Here is an 18,063-nt window from a genome sequence, read left to right as displayed (position 1 = left end):
GTAAAGTCAGGCTACAGGGCTGGAGCCTATGCCAACCGGACCTGTCATGATCGGGGACGGGTGGATCTTGTCCGGTCATCCATATCCTGAGAGGATGTCGCTACATGATAAATATGTCCAATGATGTCGTGGAATAGGATATCCCGACGCCGAAATGTGGAGACACGACGTATCATCGCCACGACGTCGTTTCGTATCGTCACGTTGTTCGCCGGTCTTTTTATATTGGGCGGCATGGTCATGACTATAACGTCAGGCCTTTACAGCCAGTCAACCATGCGCCAGCAGATCCGCCGGGAAGTGGAGAACGAGAGCCATGAGACATTTGCAGATGCTGGTGTTGCGGATGTCCGTCATCTCCTGCCAGTTGTGCAAGGACTGATCGAACATGAACCCGGTTTCCATTATTTGCTTCAGGACCCCGGACAGGTCATTGTCGCAGGCAACATGCTGCATCTGCGACCAGTGCCGGGCGAACGCTGGCTGGCATGGTCCCATCGCCTGCCGAAAGAAATCAACCAGGATATCGTTTATGGAATAGGTTATCGCCTTGATGACGGCGGCTATTACTTCGTGGGCATGGATGCCTCGCCCCTGACGCATCTCCAACGCGCATTATGGACAACGATCCTGTGGGGCATTGCAGGATTTGGTCTGATAGGGGTAGCAGGCGGCCTTTTCCTGAGCAACCTGATCCTGAAATGGATCGAGACGATAAGCAGGACGGCACGGAGCATCATGCAGGGCGATATGTCTCGCCGCATCCCGCTACGTGGCACGGATGATGAGCTTGATCATCTCTCGGAGAGCCTCAATGCGATGCTCGACCAGAATGAATACCTGATTGCAAGTCTGAAACAGGTCTCCAATGACATCGCGCACGACATGCGCCGCCCGCTGGCGCGTATGCGCCAGAATCTTGAGCGCGCCATTGGGGCACATGGACCTTCCGATACCATGCATGAGCAGGTCGAGTGTGCAATCGAGGATCTGGATGCCGCATTGGAAATATTTTCCTCGCTGCTCAAGCTGGCGCAACTTGAGTCCGGGGCATGGAACAACGAAATGGAACCCCTCGATCCCGCACGACTTCTGGAATCAGTTCTAGAACCGTATCGCTCCGTTATCGAAGACAATGGACAGCGCCTGGAAACCGAAATCATTCCCGCCTGCCCTACCGTCACCGGTCATCCAGTCCTTTTACGGCAGGCGTTCTCCAACCTGATCGAGAATGCCGTACGCCATACGCCCGACCAGACCACCATCACAGCGACCATAATGCTTTCGGACAAGACCATCACGATAGAAATAGCCGATAATGGTCCAGGCATTCCGGACGAAGCCATGCTTCGGGTATTCGACCGCTTTGTCCGTCTTGATACAAGCCGTACGCATGACGGTAACGGGCTAGGGCTTACCATGGTGAAAGCCGTAGTACAACTGCACCGGGGCACGATCGTCTTGTCTCACAACAACCCTGGCGTAAGGTGTATCGTTAAATTACCCATAGAGCTCTAGCCTTCACGGCCTCATAGACAGCAGACCTCCTGGCTGGTTAGAGATGTGCAAATACGACTGAAGATTGGGGCATTGTAAGCTGACATCCCCGTGAGCTTTCGCCAGAAATAATGATGCCGCGCGCCCATGCGATGTGGCCGCCTGCAACGGTCCCGGCGAGCAGGGATCCAAATCGGGATTCATACAAACCATGCTGCTCTGGTCCCTGATTCTGGTTGCATCAGCCGCGGCATTTGGCCTGAGCGCCGTGTCGGGAGGCGGTGCCGGGCTGCTCCTAATGCCCCTGCTGGGGCTGGTGCTGCCTGGCACTCAGGTGCCAGCCGCCCTGTCGATCGGGACAGTTGCCAGTTCGGCGACGCGCATCATCTCGTTCCGGCAGGCGATCCGGTGGGACATCGTCCGGCATTTTGCGCCCACCGCGTTGCCCTTCGCCGCCCTGGGCGCATGGGCATTGAGCCGTATGGAGCCAGCCTATCTGTCGCTGCTTCTTGGCGTATTCCTGATGGGGAATCTTCCCCTTCTCTTTCGCAAGCCTGCACCCCAGGTCACTGTGAAAACGCCCCACGCTATCGAACTGCACGTGCTGGGTGCTACCGTCGGCTTCATTTCCGGTTTTACCGGAGCGGTCGGCCTGGTGTTCAATGGGTTTTATTATCGACTTGGTCTGCGGAAGGAAGAAATCGTCGCAACCCGCGCGGCCAACGAAATCATGCTGCATGTGCTCAAGATCGCTCTCTACGCTGAGTTCGGCCTGTTGAATACCCGGGCCAGCATTGCGGGTATCGCTGTTGCTGCGGCGGCGGTTCTGTCATCAATAATCATGAAGTACCTGTTGCCGCACCTGCATGATCGCTTGTTTCACCATATTGGTCATGCCGCCATGGTCGTGGCGGGTGTCATGATGGTGATCTCCGCCAGTAGTCAGTTAGCGCGGCAGGCAAATGTCACGGTGCATTTCGCCCACGTAGCCCATGAAGCCGCAGCGTCCGTGTCATGGCGACAACACACTTTCGCGGTTGAATGGGAAAATGGTGATGAACGCGAGTTGAGCCCCCGAGTGCTTTCCAGACTGGCTTCATCCCCTATGATAACAACCCATTGATTTAAGTGCGGGAATCTGATTCAGGCTCTGTGAGGAGACTGGAGATGAGCGACCTGTTTTGGCTGCCGGACGAACAAATGGAGCGTCTGCGGCCCTTTTTCTTTAAGAGCCATGGTAGAGCCTGCGTTGATGACCGCCGAATGCTGAGCGGCATCATTTTTGTCAATCGGAACGGCTTGCGCTGGCGCGATGCGCCCCGGGAATACGGTCCACATAAGACGCTCTAAAACCGTTGGAAGCGCTGGGGCGCCATGGGGATCTGCGCCCGGATGATGGACGGTCTGGCTGCCGGAAAGGCAGAGCCCCAGACCATCATGACTGATGCGACGTATCTCCAGGCACACCGCACGGCTTCGAGCGTGCGGCTAAAAAAGGGGATCCAGGTCGCTTGATCGGCCGCACCAGAGGGGCATAAACACGAAGCTGCATGCGATCACCGACCAGAGTGGGCGACCGCTGAGCTTTTTCATGACTGCGGGACAGATAAGCGATTATACCGATGCCGCTGCCCTGCTGGATAGTCTTCCTGAAGCACAATGGATGCCGGGAGATCGCGGGGATGACGCCGACTGGTTCAGGGACGCCCTGGAAGCAAAAGGTATAAAAGCCCTGCATTTCAGGACAGAAATCTCGCGGAAAACCGGTCAGATACGACAAGAGAAAATATAAACGCCGCAATCGCATCGAGATCATATTCGGAAGGCTCAAGGGCTGGCGGCGGGTTGCAACCCGCTACAACAGATGCCCGACCGTCTTCTTCTCAGCCATCTGTCTCACCGCAACCGTCATGTTCTGGCTATGTGTCCCGAGCCTAGAAGCCGTCCGTACTTTGGTAAAAATCTTTCAACACCGTAATAATAATAACGTCCGCTATCATTATATTACCCGCAACAAAATGAACTTTGCACCTGAAGATTATATGAATCTTACTTCACACGAGATTCACTATGACTACAGTGACATTTTTTTCATCGACGGCTTCAAATGTTCTATCAACTGTTTGAGGGAGGCATCATGCCAGGATGGAAAAGTGAGCAAACACATTATCCTGAACCACTAGTGAGATCCAGTAAGCTCATTCCATCGGAAAATGCCATAAATGCATCAACGGCCTGTACTATGAGATGGCGAAACTGACAAGCATTGCCCAGTATACACTGGTTATTGCCAGATGGGTGACAGGCGCCAGGGGATTCTTTTTCAGTTTCCATGAGCCGCATAATATGACCGACGTTGATGTTTCTGGCAGACACAGCCAGACGGATGCCACCAGTACCTCCCCGGGTACCTTGTACGATCCCGGCATGACACAGGTGTTGTACAACTTTCACAAGATGATTGTGCGAAATGCCCTGCAACTCAGTGATGTTCCTGACGGTAACACGCGAATCAGGATTACACGCCAAGTGGATCAACACACGGAAAGCGTAGTCGGTACGCAGCGAAAGAGGCATCAACCCCACCACCCATAGGCACGTGTTGACTGATTTTCCCAAGCAGCCTCTCAGAATATTGCCAACGGGCTGCTGTACCAGGCAACCGTGACGCAGGGCATTCGTGACATAGGGGAGTAGAGTACGCAAAATGGAGTTGCCTGCGCGTCTGTTCCTCTACTGTCATGAATTAGGTTACCTTCGAGTTTGGAAAGGTGACACACACACCAAATCCTCTGGCAGATCCTGTAAGTGGGGAACGTAAGCGCAGAGTAACGTCCATTTGGGTAGCGATATTACTGGCAATGGCGAGACCCAGGCCACTGCCATGATTACCGGTCCCGCCGCGCACGAATGGGCTAGTCAGCCGCTGGAATATGCCGGGTGGCAGCGCGGGGCAGTCATTGGTGATGTCGATTCCACCATCTGGTAGCACGGCCACCCGCACGGGCATATGGTGCCCTCCATGCAGCAGGGCGTTTTCAAGCAGGTTGCGCAACATGATGCCGGTCGCATCCATGTCACCATGTACGAATATGTGGTGAATCCCGTCTGGCGCGATGACAATGCCCTGCCCGTCACACGGATTATGCCCAAGATCATCGACAAGGACATGCACTACGGTCATCAGGTCGAAACGGTCGCGCCGGAAAGCGACGCCGGACGAGGCGCGGGAAAACTGCAGCAGTTTTTCCACCGTGCGGCCCAGCCTGCGGGTCCGGTCGGCAATGAGCTCCACCCGCCGGCCCGTATCCGAAGCCGCCGGCATCAGTCGGCCCAGCATCTGTACCTGCGCCAGAAGGGCTCCAAGCGGATTACGCAGTTCATGCGCAGCGCTTGCGGCAAAGGCGCGCTCGGTAGAGAGCGCTGCCTCCAACCGCGCCAACAGCGTATTGATCGAGCGCTGGATGGAGACTAGTTCGTCAGGGAGATCAAGGGGGGGAATGGGCTGAAGGTTGCCGCTGCCACGTGCGCGCATCTCGTCATGCAGCAGGTCCAGCGGGCGCAGGGCGCGCCGCACGATCAGGCGCACCAGCCACCAGATCACCGGCATGAAAAGCAGCATGGGCACGACAGAGATCAGCATCGCGCGCCGGACGGCCTCGCGCCGGTGGAAGGTCGGTTCCCCCACAAGAACGCGGTATTTCTCCGCCACGGGTGACGCGACATAAACGCGAAAATGCGGAACATTAGCAAACCCGGTCCGCCACGCGCGCTCGAATGCGTCCTGCGGGGCATTCTGGGAACGCAACACGACATGCCCGGTCACATCCACGATCTGATAGGCCAGGGTGCGTGGCCCGACTTCCGGCAGCCAGGCGATGGACGACGCCGCACCCGGATCATGCAGTCGTGTCTCCACAGCCGTCTGCAGGCGCTCGGAAACTTCCTGAAGCGAGTTGTCCAGCCGTTCCGTTACCTCGTAGCGGGTAAATCCACCTACCGCGACACTGAGGATCAGCAGCCCCAGTATCACGACCATGAGTACGCTGCTGATGATCCGGGTAGACAGGCTCCAGCTTTTCATGCGCCGTCCCTTGCATCGAGGCAGTAGCCACGGCCGCGTATGGTCCGGATGACCGTGTTGCCGACCTTGCGCCGCAGGCGGCTGATGAAAACCTCGACGGTATTGCTGTCCACGTCCCGGTCCAGCGCATACAGCGCGGTGTCAATCTGCTGGCGCGAATAGATCCGGCCCGGACTGCGCGACAGCAGTTCCATGATGCTCCATTCCCGCGCGGTCAGGTCCAGCCGCTCGCCATCACGCGATACAGACCGGTTCTCCCGGTCTATCGTAATCTCTCCCACGCGGCAGTGCGCGTGCCTGCGCGGCGATGCATACCGGCGGGCCACTGCCGCAATACGTGCCACGAGTTCATTCAGGTCATAGGGCTTGACGATATAATCATCTGCCCCTTCGGACAGACCCGCGATACGGTCACTGATCTGGTCCTCTGCCGTGGTGATGAGGATGGCGATGTCTGATGATGTCCGACGGACCTCACGCAACAGGTCGCGCCCACTTCCATCGGGCAGGCCAAGGTCGAGCAGCATGAAATCATAATCCACCGTTGCCATGGCCGCGCGCGCGTCCTCCAGCGTCGTGAACCAGTCCACGGCATGCCCGTCCAGACCCACGCGCTCCTGCACCGCCACACCCAGATCGTATTCATCCTCGACAATAAGGATACGCATCAGTCCTGATCCTTTTCCCGCATGACCCGGGCATACAGTGATGGCAGCACAAGCAGGGTCAGCAACGTGGACGTGACCAGCCCGCCGATCACCACACTGGCCAGCGGGCGCTCGACTTCCGCGCCCGCACTTTCGGAAAACGCCATGGGAAAAAAGCCAAGGCTGGCGACAAGGGCTGTGGCCATGACGGGACGGAAGCGGGATTCCGCGGCCGCAAAGGCCGCCTGTGCCACGGCCATTCCCCGTGCCCGCAGGGCTGCGATCTCACTGACCAGCACCACGCCATTCAGGATCGCCACGCCAAACAGCGCGATGAAGCCGATCCCCGCCGAAATGCTGAACGGCATGCCGCGCAGCGTCAGCGCCACGATGCCGCCGGTTGCCGCCACCGGCAGGTTGACGAACACCAGCAGCGCGGGCCGCACCGCGCCAAACGCCACCACCAGCAGCGCAAAGATCAGGCCAAGGGCAACGGGCAGCACGATCTCCAGCCGCCTTGTAGCTGATTGCAGGTTACGGAACTGCCCGTCCCACTGCATGTTATATCCTGCAGGCAGTTTTACGTCCCGCGCCACACGGGCCTGTGCTTCGGCCACGAATGATGCAAGGTCACGCCCGCGCACGTTGGCCTGCACCACCATGCGCCGGCGTACCCGGTCGCGGCTTATGCGCGGCGGCCCATCGACTTCATGCACATGCGCCACCTGTGACAGCATCGCATTCCCCTGCCCGTCCATCCGCCGGACCTGCAGCGCGCCAATGGCGGCGGCGGATGTCGCCACGCGGGGGTCAAGGCGGACCTGCGTGCCGATGATGGCGTTATCCACGATCACCGGCCGGGCGCCGATATGCCCGCCTATGGCCTCCACCGTATCGAGAATGTCCTGCACCGCCACATTGCGGCTGGCAGCCTGCGTGCGGTCAATGTCGACCACGATCAGCGGCACGGTGCCGTCCCCCGCAGCCGCCACGTCCGCTGCCCCCTTCACGCCGGACATAGCCGCCACCACCCGGTCACCCAGCTCGGCCAGCATGGCCAGGTCATCGCCAAAGATCGAGACGGCAATCTGCGTGCGCACGCCAGAGAGCAGGTCATCCATGCGCATCTGCACCGGCTGGCTCCATGAATACAGCGCATCGGGCAGTTCGCGCCGCAGGGTATCATCCATCGCGGCGACCAGCCCCGCCTGCGTGCGGGCGGTTTTCCATGTGGAGGGCGGGTTGAGGAAGATGAAGCTGTCGGTCTCGTTCACGCCCATCGGGTCGGTGGGAATGGCGGACGTGCCGGTATTGCTGACCACCGCGCGCACTTCAGGGAAGCTGCGCAGGATCTGCTCCTGCTTCGTGACCGAAGCCAGCACGGTATCAAGCGAGGCCGAGGGCAGCCGCGTGGTGGTGACCGCCAGCGCCCCTTCATCAAGCTGGGGAATGAACTCACCGCCCAGCCTCATCGCAAGCCCCGCTGAAAGGGCCAGCACCACCAGCGTACCGCCAAACAGGATGCGTGGATGGGTTTCCCCCCATGTCACCATATGGGTATAGGGCCGGCGCAGGAAGGCAATCAGCCGCGTATCACCCGCAGGCCGCACGCCCCCCAGCGCAAGGGCGGCCAGAACGGGCACGCAGATGAAGCAGTACGCCAGCGACGCCAGCAGCGCCATGATGACCGTCTGCGCCATGGGGCGGAACATGTGCCCCTCGATCCCCTGCAGGGTCAGGATCGGCAGATAGACCATGATGATGACCAGTATGGCAAACCCCACCGGGCGCATGACCTGCTGCACGGAGGAGATGACCAGCGGAATGAATTCGGCGTCCGGCTCCTCCTCCCTGCGCGACAGCACATGTTCGATCACCACCAGCGAACCATCGACAATCATGCCGAAATCGATCGCGCCAAGGCTGAGCAGGTTGGCGGAAATGCCGAACTGCCGCATCCCCGCCATGGCGCAGACAAGGGCCACCGGAATGACCGAGGCGATGACCAGCGCCGCCTGCCAGTGGCCGATCACCACCACCAGCACGCCTACCACCAGCACTGCGCCCATAACCAGATTGTCACGCACGGTGGCAATGGTCTGCCCGGTCAGGGTGGCGCGGGTGTAATAGGGTTCGATCGTAACCCCGGCGGGCAGCGCCTGCCTTATGCCCGGCAGGGCGCGGTCTATCGCGGCAAGGGTGGCGTTGGAACTCGCCCCGCTTTCCATCATCACCACGCCGATCACGATCTCGCCCTGCCCATCACGGGTCACTGCCCCCAGCCGCGTGCGCGCGCCGGTGGTGATGCGCCCGAGGTCGCGCAGCCGCACGGCGGACCCATCGGGGTTGGTACGCACGGCGATATTGCCAAAATCCGCCAGGCTGCCCACCAGTCCGCGCCCGACCACGCTCTGCTGTTCGGCATGATGGGTGATCCACCCGCCGCCCGATGCCGCATTGCTGGCATCAACCGCGCGATAGACCTCGCCCACCGACAGGTTGCTGCCAATCAGCCGCGCGGGGTCCAGCGTAACCTCGTAGGTTTCTTCCGCCCCGCCATTGACGTTGACATCCACCACGCCGGGCACGAGGCGCATCTGCGGCACCACGGTCCAGTTCATGATGCGGTTAAGGTCCATGAGCGAGCGCCCGGCGCCACGGATCTGGAACTGCATGATCTCGCCCATGCCAGTGGCCAGCGGCCCCATGCTGACCGTAATGCCGGGCACGGATATGCTGGCGCGGGCCTGCTCTATACGTTCATTGACGCGGGTGCGGTCCAGGTTGATGTCGGTCCCGTCGGCAAACTGCACATACACCACCGACACCCCGCCACGGGAGACGGAGCGCAGGTCGGTCATGCCGGGAATGCCGGTCATGCTGGCCTCAAGCGGGAAGGTGATGAGCTTTTCCACCTCTTCCGTCGCAAGACCGGGGGCAACGACCGAGACGAGCACCTGCCGGGGCGAGATATCGGGCACCGCCTCCACCGGCAGGCCAAGCACCACCATGATGCCTGCCGCCAGCAGCAGGCCAAGGCCGCCGAGCACCAGCATGCGCGCGCGCAGCAGGGCCTCGAGGTATCTGTGCGCCATCAGTCCGCATCCATCCTGGCAAGGCCGATGACCGAACGCAGGGCGAAGCTGCCATGGGATACGACCGGCTCGCCGCCTTTCAGCCCGGAACGGATGACCGCCCGCGTCCCGTCATCGAGCGCCACATCGACCACGACGGGCCGGTAATCGGTTTCGCTCACCCGCACGAACACGACACAGCGCCCGTCAATATGCTGCAGGGCTTCGGATGGCACGACAATGCCCGCCACGCTGTCGCGCTGCGCCAGCGTGGCATCCAGCACCATACCGGGCACCAGGGCGCCGCCAGGGTTGGCCACGGCGCTGATGACCCGGACCAGCCCGGTCAGCGGGCTGGCCATGCCATCCACCGTATCGATACGCGAGATGAGCGGGCCTCCGGGCGCTTGTGTCACCTGCTGGCCGCCTGATCCGATCCGCGCCGCCTGGTCAGGCGGGATGTCGGAGACAAGCCATATGCCGGACAGGTCGGCCACGGTCGCCACATCCACGGTCGGGTCCACGTCGCCGGCCACCGATGTATTGATCGCCTGTACCGTGCCATCGAGCGGGGAAATCAGGGTTGAGGTCTCATCCTCCACACCCTTGCTGTCCTGTTCCGATGAGGAATTGAACTCCTCGGCAAAGCGGTGGCCCAGCGTGTCCACATCCGCCTGCCGGGCGCGCAGGGTGGCGTCTGCCTGCGCCAGCACATCCTGCCTGCGGCGCAGTTCGGCCATGGAGATGCTCTCGCCCGCCAGCGCTTTCGCCCGCTGCACGGCACCGGCGGCATCGGCACGGGCCGCGATGGCGGCCGTGAGTGCGGCGCGCATCTGGGCTGCCTGCAGGCGCGCGACATGCAGGGAATGGTCCTGATAGCGCACCAGCGCCTGCCCGCGCGCCACATGCGCGCCCGGCTGCACCAGCACCGCCAGCACCTTGCCGCTGCCTGCGGGATGGATGTGCACGACCCGTGCCGTATCGGCCGTGACCCGGCTCATGACCGGCAGCACGGGCGCAACCGTGCCGGGCGTGGCCGTGACCACGCTGATGCCTTCATTGGTGAGTGCCGCCGCATCCAGCTTGACCACGGGCGGCAGCGTGGCTTCCTCCGCCCGGGCCGCAAGGCAACCGGACATGAGCAGCAGCAGGGCGAGGGTAACGGCAACGGGCTTCATGGCACGATGCCTGTCGCGACCAGCATGCGGATGCTGGCCACATGCCACTCCACCTCCGCCCGCGCGCTGGCCAGTCGGGTATTGGCTGCTGCCTGCCGGGCGGCAAGTGCCGTGTCCAGGCTGGCTTCGCCTGCCCGCCAGGCGTGTTCCTGTGCCACGGCGCGCTTCTCCATGCTTTCAGCGGCGCTGCGGGTGGCCTGCCGTGCCGTGGTGGCTGTAATCAGGCGTTCGCGCACGCGCATCATTTCCAGATGCACCATGCGCCGCGCCTGCGTTTCCTGGCTGGTGGCCGTGGCCAGGCGGTTGCGGGCTTCGGACATGATGGGCGTGTTACGGACCTCGCTGGGCAGGGGGATGCTGAAATTCACGCCCACACGATCATCCCACGGGCTGCCGTACTGCTTTTCATGAATGGCGTCCACGCCGATTTCCGGGTTGGGCATGAACGAACGGCGCGCCAGTTTCATGTTCGCTTCGGCGGCTTCCACATTACGGTGCGCGACCTTTATGCGGGGATCGTTGTCTTCCATGTCGCGCGGGCTGACAAAACGGGCCTGCGTCACGTCGCCGCCACCATAACGGCTCAGGTCAGGCACAACCGGGCGCCCCAGCAGCACCTCCAGGGCCGTAGTCGCGTTCTGCGCTTCCTCCTGTGCCAGGGCCAGTTCATCGCGCGCGTTCTCCATCGCCGCCTGCGCCACCTGCCCGTCGGTCGCGGCCAGTTCGCCACCATGCACCGCGCGCGTGGCGCTGGCGGCCATGCGCGCGGTCGCATCATACAGGGTGCGGGCCACATCCACCCGGCTGCGGGCGATCAGGGCGGCGGCGCCTGCATCAAGCACCCGGATGGACAGTGCCATGTGTTCGACATTGAGCTGTTCATCAATCGACGCGGCTTCCGCGCTGGCGACCTGTTTCGTGGCGCTGCCCTGCCCCGGCAGCCACAGCGGCACCGACACGCCGCCCTGATAGGTTGTATAGCCTTCGTTACTGCCCAGCATGTGGTCATCCATGTATTCACCCGACAGGGTCGGGCCGCCGGCAAACCATGACCCGGCAGCGCTGGCGCGGGCGCGGGCGGAATGATGGCCGACCTGAAGTTCGGTGCGGACGGGATCGATCGCCCAGGCCATGCCGACGGCTTCATGGAAGGATGGGCCAGGGCGGGCGTCCTGGGCCAGGGCCATCCATGGCAGGGCACAGGCCATGGCGATCGACACGATGGGGGGGATGGCGCGGTTCATGCTTCAGGCCATCATGGAATGGCGCGACCACCATGGCTGATCCGTTCGGCCAAATCGCTCCACAGTCGCGCCATCAGCAGATTGATCTCGGACGTGACCGAAAACGGGGACTGCGAACGCGCCAGGGGCGAAAGGGACATGCGTTCCCCGATGACAAAATGCCCCTGCGAGAACAGCCGGGCCGAAATCGCCCCCTGCTGCCCCTGCCCCATGGGCCTCGTAACGGAAATACGCAGGTGTGGCGGCGGGTCGGCAATGAGACCGAAGACATGCCGTTCAGCTTCATCAGAGGGGCACGCCACGCCCTGCAGCACGGCGTCACGCAGTACGGAATGGGGATAACCCCCATACATGCCATCTACATGCAAACGTATACCATGCCGGACCGTCATACATATGCCCTCTGTCCCATCATCCGCCCAAGCGGCCGACACCCCTAGGAAGAAAATACAGGCTGCATACAGACTATCCCGCACTATCCTTTGCATAATAAGCGTCTGTTCCCCGGCGTACATAAAGTTCCTGCCATCACGACGATGACTTTCTGACGGTAACAGAGAAACCTGACGTGAACCTGAACATCCGGTCTACAAAAGAGAATTTATATTATGAAAATGATTATCATTTCTATATTTAGAGTAAGCGATAATTTCATATGTGAATTTAAGGCTCTGTTAGAGCCTGAATTAGAAAGCGGTTTGATTGATTTGTCTCAGCACCCTGCAGATATGGACAATCATCACCTGTGCACAGGATAACGAGATTGGTGCCTCGACATGTTTCGTGAAACGGCGGCAGCGTCCGAGCCATACGAAGCGATGCTCCACGATCCAGCGTTTCGGCATGATGATGAAGCCTTCAGCCCGATCGCTGCGCTTGACGATCTCGATCGTCCGTCGGCCACGTTCGACCAGCACACCACGCAACTTCTCGCCAGCATATCCACCCTCACCAATCAGATGGCGCAGCCAAGCGAACAATGAGCGTATTTTGGTTGCTGCCAGCGGCGCACCGTTATGATCCTGAATGTCGGCGGGATGCACGACAGCTGCCACGACATGACACAGCGTGTCGGTCGAGATATGCCGCTCGCGACCCTTGATTTTTTTTTGCTCGCGTCATAACCACAGCGGCCGCTGTTGTAGCGGTTTTAACCGGCTGGCTGTCAATAACACCCACCGAAGGCGTGGCGTCTTGCCCACTTGTGCTGCTCTGCCACAGCTGGCTAGGCTCGTATCTCGGATTTGAGCATCTGTTAAAGTTCCTTGCTACGGACGGACATGATGCTGTCGTGCCCTCGGTACCCAGCTCTGCCTTTTTCAACCCGATCACCGGTATCATACATAGGCCCGCGTTGTGCAGCCGCACTCATATGCGGGCTGATGGCTCGTCTAGCCGGTACCCGGCGTTTTGAACGCTCATCGGCGTCAGGATAAGGCTCCAGACTCACCCCGCACCCAGACTGAAACAGGTGATTTCACACCCCTGCCCAATTAGAGTACAAAACCCGACCACAGCCCGGTGCCATTGCTAACGTATAGCAACCTACCGCCAGGAATGTGCTGGCAGCCGCAACCGAACGTGACCCTGTTCGGCTGTGCTGCACATCTCATGTTTCCGTTTTCTGGCGCAGAGGCCAACGTTGCCCTGTATGTCGGCGTAGAACGTGGTTGATCGCTCATCAGACAAGCGCATGCAGCGTCGAACCTACAACACATATTAAGAAGTCCGGCAGGACATGTTTGAATACATTGAAATGTTCGGGCTTCCCTGTTTCCCTCGGCCAGCCAGTAATCTGGCATGCTGACGAACTGCCTCAATTTCCTTTGCCGAGACCTTTCCTTTGAGCTTCGCGTTCCGCATCCGCCAGTCCAGACTTCTCACCTGATCAGAGAGGACCACACTGGCGGGTTTTACTACCACGGCTACTTCAAACGGATAGCCTTTGATTTTAGTGGTCATGGGGCAGCAAAGCGTCATCCCCGCTTTGGCATTATAACTTGCAGGGCTGAGAAGCACCGCAGGCCGATGCACAGCCCGTTTCCGCCCCGGCTGAGGGATCAAATTCCAACCAGACAATGTCGCCGCAGTCAGGAACCCACGTGACCTGGGATTTGATGCTCACCAGCTTTCGTCACCTACAGACTGTCCAAAGTCAATTTCATCATGCCCGTTCAGATCGGTAATCCCGGCGACGAGATCTTCCAGTTTGAGCAGTGTGGCGCGAACCGGCTCAATGATAACTCGATCACCTTCCTCATGGACATTCATCATCTGATCATCCTGACGTTCGGGTGATGCATGGATGCCTAGTTGCCTTATAACCAAGCCCGATAGGCCGGGCTGATCAGTCAGACCTTGGCCCCTTTTGCTTTCGTGCCGGTCTTCCGTATCGCACGCGGTCTCGCTGAAGTCTTGGAACCCGGCGTTTTCCTTGGCGATGCTGCGGAAGATCCGGTTTCAGTTGCCGACGACCTGGATCGCTTCGAAATCGTTTTTTTGGCGGGCACTACGGCCTCAGAAGTATCGACCGATATTTCTTTCGTCGCACTATCAACAGAAGGGACTACAGTTGCCTCGCCCACGGGACCGGTCGGGGGAACCAAAATCTTGCGTCCAAGACCCGCGTCTCGCGCCAGAGCCGCCCGCATTTTGGCATACTCCGGAGCAACCATGGGATAATCCATAGGAAGCTGCCACTTCTCTCGGTATTGCGTTGGCGTCATTCCGTACCTTGTCTGCAGGTGACGCTTGAGCATTTTGAGTTTTTTGCCATCTTCCAGACAGACGATGTGGTCAGGAAACACCGACTGCCCGACTGGAACTGCAGGCTGCTGGGCAGGAATGCTGCTGTTTTTCTCTGTGGCCGGTGTTGTTTCGCGGATAGCAGCGTAGACATCGCGGATAAACGCCGGGACATGTTCTATCGGCAGAGAGGTATTGGTATTGCCGAGATGCGCTGCCACGATGTCGCTCATGGCAATTACAATTGCCGGGGATAGGTCGTCTGATTGGTCCATGATAAAGCCTCTCCGCTATATTTTTACCGAATAACATTGCCGGAGTGTAAGTCTATATGCAATCGGCAAAATATGGCGTATCGAAAGCTGAATTATATATTGCGGTACGTTGCATACATCGATCACATCGCACCATGAACATCAAGTTTTACGCAAATTGTATGCGGCGGAGCCTGCCCCTGATTACGCTATCAGACGGCGTAAACTGGCTTATGCAACGGGCCTTTCACGAAAACTACGGCTCACCCCAATGTCGATGATAAGTTTTTTAGTCCGAATATATCCACACACGAATTTTCCATGACGTGGTGAGCGGATACAGTATTTATCTCTATCACCTGTCCGATGATCACACCGGGTTACCCCTGCAGGTAATGCAGCCAGTCATGGCTGTGTAACGATATAGCCGCGTTTCAGGCGATAACGGATCATCGCGGTCAGGGCATTCACCGCGGCGCCTTCATCCGGATAGAGATCCACGCGCTGGGTGCCAGCTGTCCCGATCCTGCCCCAGTTACGAACAAGCGCGGCACCACCGAACAGGTCGGGCTGAACTGACAGTCCGTAATACCGCCACTCATTGAAACTGGGTTGAATACGGCGCAACTGGACCGATAGTGGGAACAGTCCAAGCTGTATTGTTTTCTCTGGGGGAACGGCGCTCGTTGATCTTCTGGATGTCATATTGGTCCTGCGCATCGCATGATGCTAACATGATCTATTATCCAAGTACAGATATTCTGAACTTCTTTCAGCCTTTTGCAACTTCGCTTGGAGCATGCATGGATCATTTCCTGCGATCTATGGGTCGGATGGTACGATGCGGATGTCTTCCGATACGTCAGTCATCCAGCATGTTGGTGGTTGCTTCAAGCCACGACCGATCGCAAGATGACGTAGAAGACGCTTTTTCTTGCCATCCAGGCATGACTGCCCTTCGATCACCCAGCAATAGCTCCGCATGTTTCGAACATACGTTGCCCGCAGAATATCGACGAAACACTCGGTAACAATAATGAGATATACGTTACAACGATACGGAATCGTGTAGATTGGGTAGCCTGATCATGATTCCGTGGAGCTAGGTGACCAGATTAAATCACGACGAAAATCGTGAATAATAGCAAAGTATATCGGGTTATGCCGCTCCAGCGCTCCGTAAGAAACATGGCAACCGTGCACTGCGTTGCTTCAGTGTGTTCGTCTTGATCCGTGTGAGGATGACATGAAGTTTGATGAACTTCACTCGCGTTTCGAGCTTATCGATGACGAACCATCTGGACAGCTATGTCTAACGCTGGTTCAAGCAATTTTAGCGCTTAGGTGCAATATTGAATATATCGCTTCTCCGGCGAAAACTTCAATCGCGAGGCGTGAGCAGGCGCAGGCGCTTTATCCTATCCTGATGCTTTGCTACGAAAAAGGCTGTCAATTGAAAAAGGACTATCCGGATTGCCATTATTTGCAACTCCGCGTTGATATCCTTGTAAAAATGATAAGCGAGATGTCAGTCGACGAGTTAGGAAGCGAGGCAGAAGAGACGTTTATTCTCCCCCCGATTAACCCTGCTTTTGAAAATCCCCTGTCTCGAGAAAGGGGGAACAACAAGGAATGATTTTTTAATCGTAGTCGCGTGATCAGGGCGTACGGGACATAGGTATTGTCCGGAGTCCGCCATGCGCAGTTTCTACGTGTTGCCATTTCTCCTGTTCATGCACGTGCCAGCGCGAGGACAGCAATGCTCTGTGTCTATTCCGATTGAGTCCAGGAGCGACACCATAGGGCCGCCCCTGGAACACAATGATAAAGGTAGGACCGATGCAGTTGCCCACCTTGGGATCGCCGGGGCCAACATCGAAAAACTACCCGATCTCCACGGCTTCGAAGCTGGCATTGCCCATACCCGGAACGAACTCCTGGTCTTTTTCGCCCCGGAAAGCCACGCGATCGTGCTTAGCGGCACGCTGATCCCGGTACCCTACGACACCCTACGTTCCCTGGCCGGGTCGCGCGCCCACGATCTCGCACCGGTCGATGGCATCAGGGGAATGTTTGTTCGGGCAGATAACCGTTTTCAGGTCATCTATGCGACCCCGGATGGCAAGGCAGCAGTCGCTGCCCGCATGTGGGGCGCCACCGGACAGGATATCACGAAAGACCAGATCAGGGGCATTCCGGGAGCCGTCCCAGAAATCAGTATCTCTGGCGCTTCATCCGACGCTAACGAACAGTCCGGGCTCCAGGGTCTCTCGGGAGGCCTTATAGGGACACCTTCAGCGCCAGAAGTCATTATGTTCATAGACCCGCAATGTGTCTACTCGATGAAGGCGATGCATATCCTTCAGCCCGCAGTCGATGCCGGGAAAGTTCGCCTGAAAATAGTCCCGCTGTCATTGCTTGATTACGAGGATAATGGCGCTAGTACCGTCAATGCGAGAGCCATGCTGTCGCTTCCGGCAAACGAAATGGCACAAGCGTGGGTCAACGGTCGTCTAAACCCGGAATTGACTGCACCTGAACCGGATAGTGGGGAGAAGCTTGTCCGCAATACGGAGATTGCACGGCAGCTAGGGCTCACAGGGACCCCAACCTTCGTCTGGATGCACCGCAATGGCCGGATCGGCCGGATCGACGGCGTTCCCACCGATGTCGCCACGTTTCTCACCTCGGTCTCGCAATGAAGACACGACAGGACCAGACCGGCCCGCGACGTTTTTTTGCAAGAACGCGCAAGCTTGCCCGCCTGGTGATTGGCGATCCACGTACATTGGTCGCCTGGTCCGATGTGACGAGAAATGCCGCGCTGATTGAAGCCCTCGGGAAGGCGTTACTAAAGCCTAAAGCCGGCATGCAGAACCCGCGGGCGCCAGACGGTACCCCTATTGATATCGCCGCGATTGCTGCCGAATATGGCGTCGAACCCCGCGTTGTCGCGATCTTACTCGATCAGAGACAACATGAGACATACAGGCGGGCGCTCGCTGCCAGTATGCTCGCCGTTGTTCTGGTTCTTGGCTGGACCGGAGAAATGCTCCTTTCCCACTGGAAGGGCAGCCAAATCCTTGCTGCGCTGGAGTTCGCGCCCTTCTGGACATTTCTGACACTCGTGGCGTTTCAGAACGCGTGGCTCAACTGGCAGATCCGCGAACGCCGCCTAGGTTCCGCTCGCCAATTTGTCGCCACCGCCGACAGCCTCATTCCCCGCAGGCCGTAAGCGCAAGTCCGTCTGCATTGCGCTGGTGAATAGACAGGATCGGCGGAGCACTCAGAACGTGCCGGGAGGCGCGTTCTTGTCGCCGCCCTGAGCGCCTGTTGCCCA

16 protein-coding genes and 2 pseudogenes are annotated in these 18,063 nt (G+C 58.8%); 6 read left to right on the top strand and 12 right to left on the bottom strand.

Features of this window, described 5'->3' with window-relative positions; genetic code table 11:
- The first annotated feature begins 120 nt into the window (after nt 1-120).
- The 3 genes and pseudogenes from S101446_RS16720 to S101446_RS16710 all read left to right on the top strand — a co-directional run.
- Nucleotides 121-1,518: a sensor histidine kinase gene (locus S101446_RS16720; RefSeq protein ID WP_025440171.1), complete on the top strand. Its 1,398-nt coding sequence runs from the start codon at nt 121-123 to the stop codon at nt 1,516-1,518.
- A 190-nt stretch (nt 1,519-1,708) separates the two neighbouring features.
- Nucleotides 1,709-2,620, top strand: coding sequence for a sulfite exporter TauE/SafE family protein (locus S101446_RS16715; RefSeq protein ID WP_087609068.1), 912 nt, complete (start codon nt 1,709-1,711; stop codon nt 2,618-2,620).
- A 44-nt stretch (nt 2,621-2,664) separates the two neighbouring features.
- Nucleotides 2,665-3,419, top strand: a pseudogene (locus S101446_RS16710) (IS5 family transposase); the annotation flags it as partial.
- Nucleotides 3,420-3,663: 244 nt separating this feature from the next.
- Here the strand turns inward: S101446_RS16710 and S101446_RS16705 are convergent.
- The 12 genes and pseudogenes from S101446_RS16705 to S101446_RS16655 form a co-directional block, all read right to left on the bottom strand.
- Nucleotides 3,664-4,074, bottom strand: a complete 411-nt coding sequence (locus S101446_RS16705) for an RrF2 family transcriptional regulator (RefSeq protein WP_010511654.1) — start codon at nt 4,072-4,074, stop codon at nt 3,664-3,666.
- 169 nt (nt 4,075-4,243) lie between these two features.
- The gene (locus S101446_RS16700; protein ID WP_087609002.1) at nt 4,244-5,581 is read right to left on the bottom strand and encodes a histidine kinase dimerization/phospho-acceptor domain-containing protein; all 1,338 of its coding nucleotides are present in this window, start codon (nt 5,579-5,581) and stop codon (nt 4,244-4,246) included.
- Complete coding sequence (locus S101446_RS16695) at nt 5,578-6,249, bottom strand: response regulator transcription factor (protein ID WP_007396721.1); 672 nt, start codon at nt 6,247-6,249, stop codon at nt 5,578-5,580. Before S101446_RS16695 ends, S101446_RS16700 begins: the two co-directional genes overlap by 4 nt.
- Nucleotides 6,249-9,323: an efflux RND transporter permease subunit gene (locus S101446_RS16690; RefSeq protein ID WP_087609001.1), complete on the bottom strand. Its 3,075-nt coding sequence runs from the start codon at nt 9,321-9,323 to the stop codon at nt 6,249-6,251. Before S101446_RS16690 ends, S101446_RS16695 begins: the two co-directional genes overlap by 1 nt.
- Nucleotides 9,323-10,480: an efflux RND transporter periplasmic adaptor subunit gene (locus S101446_RS16685; RefSeq protein WP_087609000.1), complete on the bottom strand. Its 1,158-nt coding sequence runs from the start codon at nt 10,478-10,480 to the stop codon at nt 9,323-9,325. The genes S101446_RS16690 and S101446_RS16685 overlap by 1 nt, the downstream gene beginning before the upstream one ends.
- Nucleotides 10,477-11,724, bottom strand: a complete 1,248-nt coding sequence (locus tag S101446_RS16680) for a TolC family protein (RefSeq protein ID WP_087608999.1) — start codon at nt 11,722-11,724, stop codon at nt 10,477-10,479. The genes S101446_RS16685 and S101446_RS16680 overlap by 4 nt, the downstream gene beginning before the upstream one ends.
- A gap of 11 nt (nt 11,725-11,735) precedes the next feature.
- Entirely contained in the window at nt 11,736-12,212 is a 477-nt protein-coding gene (locus tag S101446_RS16675; RefSeq protein ID WP_370664434.1) for a hypothetical protein, read from the bottom strand.
- A 198-nt stretch (nt 12,213-12,410) separates the two neighbouring features.
- Nucleotides 12,411-12,924: pseudogene (locus S101446_RS16670) on the bottom strand (transposase); the annotation flags it as partial.
- 519 nt (nt 12,925-13,443) lie between these two features.
- The gene (locus S101446_RS16665) at nt 13,444-13,743 is read right to left on the bottom strand and encodes a type II toxin-antitoxin system PemK/MazF family toxin (RefSeq protein WP_078527732.1); all 300 of its coding nucleotides are present in this window, start codon (nt 13,741-13,743) and stop codon (nt 13,444-13,446) included.
- A 102-nt stretch (nt 13,744-13,845) separates the two neighbouring features.
- The gene (locus S101446_RS18100; RefSeq protein ID WP_029335895.1) at nt 13,846-13,998 is read right to left on the bottom strand and encodes an AbrB/MazE/SpoVT family DNA-binding domain-containing protein; all 153 of its coding nucleotides are present in this window, start codon (nt 13,996-13,998) and stop codon (nt 13,846-13,848) included.
- Nucleotides 13,999-14,075: 77 nt separating this feature from the next.
- On the bottom strand, nt 14,076-14,744 hold the full coding sequence (locus S101446_RS16660) for a MucR family transcriptional regulator (RefSeq protein ID WP_087608998.1): 669 nt from the start codon (nt 14,742-14,744) through the stop codon (nt 14,076-14,078).
- A 384-nt stretch (nt 14,745-15,128) separates the two neighbouring features.
- Nucleotides 15,129-15,428: a WGR domain-containing protein gene (locus S101446_RS16655; RefSeq protein ID WP_039736669.1), complete on the bottom strand. Its 300-nt coding sequence runs from the start codon at nt 15,426-15,428 to the stop codon at nt 15,129-15,131.
- A 541-nt stretch (nt 15,429-15,969) separates the two neighbouring features.
- Here S101446_RS16655 and S101446_RS16650 point away from each other — a divergent pair.
- The 3 genes from S101446_RS16650 to S101446_RS16640 all read left to right on the top strand — a co-directional run bounded on the left by S101446_RS16650 (nt 15,970) and on the right by S101446_RS16640 (nt 17,958).
- Nucleotides 15,970-16,359 carry a hypothetical protein gene (locus tag S101446_RS16650; RefSeq protein ID WP_087608997.1) on the top strand — a complete coding sequence of 130 codons (390 nt, stop codon included), beginning with the start codon at nt 15,970-15,972 and terminating at the stop codon, nt 16,357-16,359.
- A 61-nt stretch (nt 16,360-16,420) separates the two neighbouring features.
- Complete coding sequence (locus tag S101446_RS16645; RefSeq protein WP_167376464.1) at nt 16,421-17,425, top strand: thiol:disulfide interchange protein; 1,005 nt, start codon at nt 16,421-16,423, stop codon at nt 17,423-17,425.
- On the top strand, nt 17,422-17,958 hold the full coding sequence (locus S101446_RS16640) for a hypothetical protein (protein ID WP_061275198.1): 537 nt from the start codon (nt 17,422-17,424) through the stop codon (nt 17,956-17,958). The genes S101446_RS16645 and S101446_RS16640 overlap by 4 nt, the downstream gene beginning before the upstream one ends.
- The last annotated feature ends 105 nt before the right edge of the window (nt 17,959-18,063 follow it).

This window comes from Komagataeibacter europaeus (assembly GCF_002173515.1).
GTDB lineage: Bacteria > Pseudomonadota > Alphaproteobacteria > Acetobacterales > Acetobacteraceae > Komagataeibacter > Komagataeibacter europaeus.
Note: the sequence above shows the minus strand (reverse complement) of the source record. Positions and strands in the feature narration are given on the sequence as shown.

Excerpts from the sequence above, each read along its gene's own strand:
- S101446_RS16720 (WP_025440171.1), top strand. The coding sequence starts at position 121 with ATGATGTCGTGGAATAGGATATCCCGACGCCGAAATGTGGAGACACGA.
- S101446_RS16715 (WP_087609068.1), top strand. The coding sequence starts at position 1,709 with ATGCTGCTCTGGTCCCTGATTCTGGTTGCATCAGCCGCGGCATTTGGC.
- S101446_RS16705 (WP_010511654.1), bottom strand. The coding sequence starts at position 4,074 with ATGCCTCTTTCGCTGCGTACCGACTACGCTTTCCGTGTGTTGATCCAC.
- S101446_RS16700 (WP_087609002.1), bottom strand. The coding sequence starts at position 5,581 with ATGAAAAGCTGGAGCCTGTCTACCCGGATCATCAGCAGCGTACTCATG.
- S101446_RS16695 (WP_007396721.1), bottom strand. The coding sequence starts at position 6,249 with ATGCGTATCCTTATTGTCGAGGATGAATACGATCTGGGTGTGGCGGTG.
- S101446_RS16690 (WP_087609001.1), bottom strand. The coding sequence starts at position 9,323 with ATGGCGCACAGATACCTCGAGGCCCTGCTGCGCGCGCGCATGCTGGTG.
- S101446_RS16685 (WP_087609000.1), bottom strand. The coding sequence starts at position 10,480 with ATGAAGCCCGTTGCCGTTACCCTCGCCCTGCTGCTGCTCATGTCCGGT.
- S101446_RS16680 (WP_087608999.1), bottom strand. The coding sequence starts at position 11,724 with ATGAACCGCGCCATCCCCCCCATCGTGTCGATCGCCATGGCCTGTGCC.
- S101446_RS16675 (WP_370664434.1), bottom strand. The coding sequence starts at position 12,212 with ATGCAAAGGATAGTGCGGGATAGTCTGTATGCAGCCTGTATTTTCTTC.
- S101446_RS18100 (WP_029335895.1), bottom strand. The coding sequence starts at position 13,998 with ATGATGAATGTCCATGAGGAAGGTGATCGAGTTATCATTGAGCCGGTT.
- S101446_RS16660 (WP_087608998.1), bottom strand. The coding sequence starts at position 14,744 with ATGGACCAATCAGACGACCTATCCCCGGCAATTGTAATTGCCATGAGC.
- S101446_RS16655 (WP_039736669.1), bottom strand. The coding sequence starts at position 15,428 with ATGACATCCAGAAGATCAACGAGCGCCGTTCCCCCAGAGAAAACAATA.
- S101446_RS16650 (WP_087608997.1), top strand. The coding sequence starts at position 15,970 with ATGAAGTTTGATGAACTTCACTCGCGTTTCGAGCTTATCGATGACGAA.
- S101446_RS16645 (WP_167376464.1), top strand. The coding sequence starts at position 16,421 with ATGCGCAGTTTCTACGTGTTGCCATTTCTCCTGTTCATGCACGTGCCA.
- S101446_RS16640 (WP_061275198.1), top strand. The coding sequence starts at position 17,422 with ATGAAGACACGACAGGACCAGACCGGCCCGCGACGTTTTTTTGCAAGA.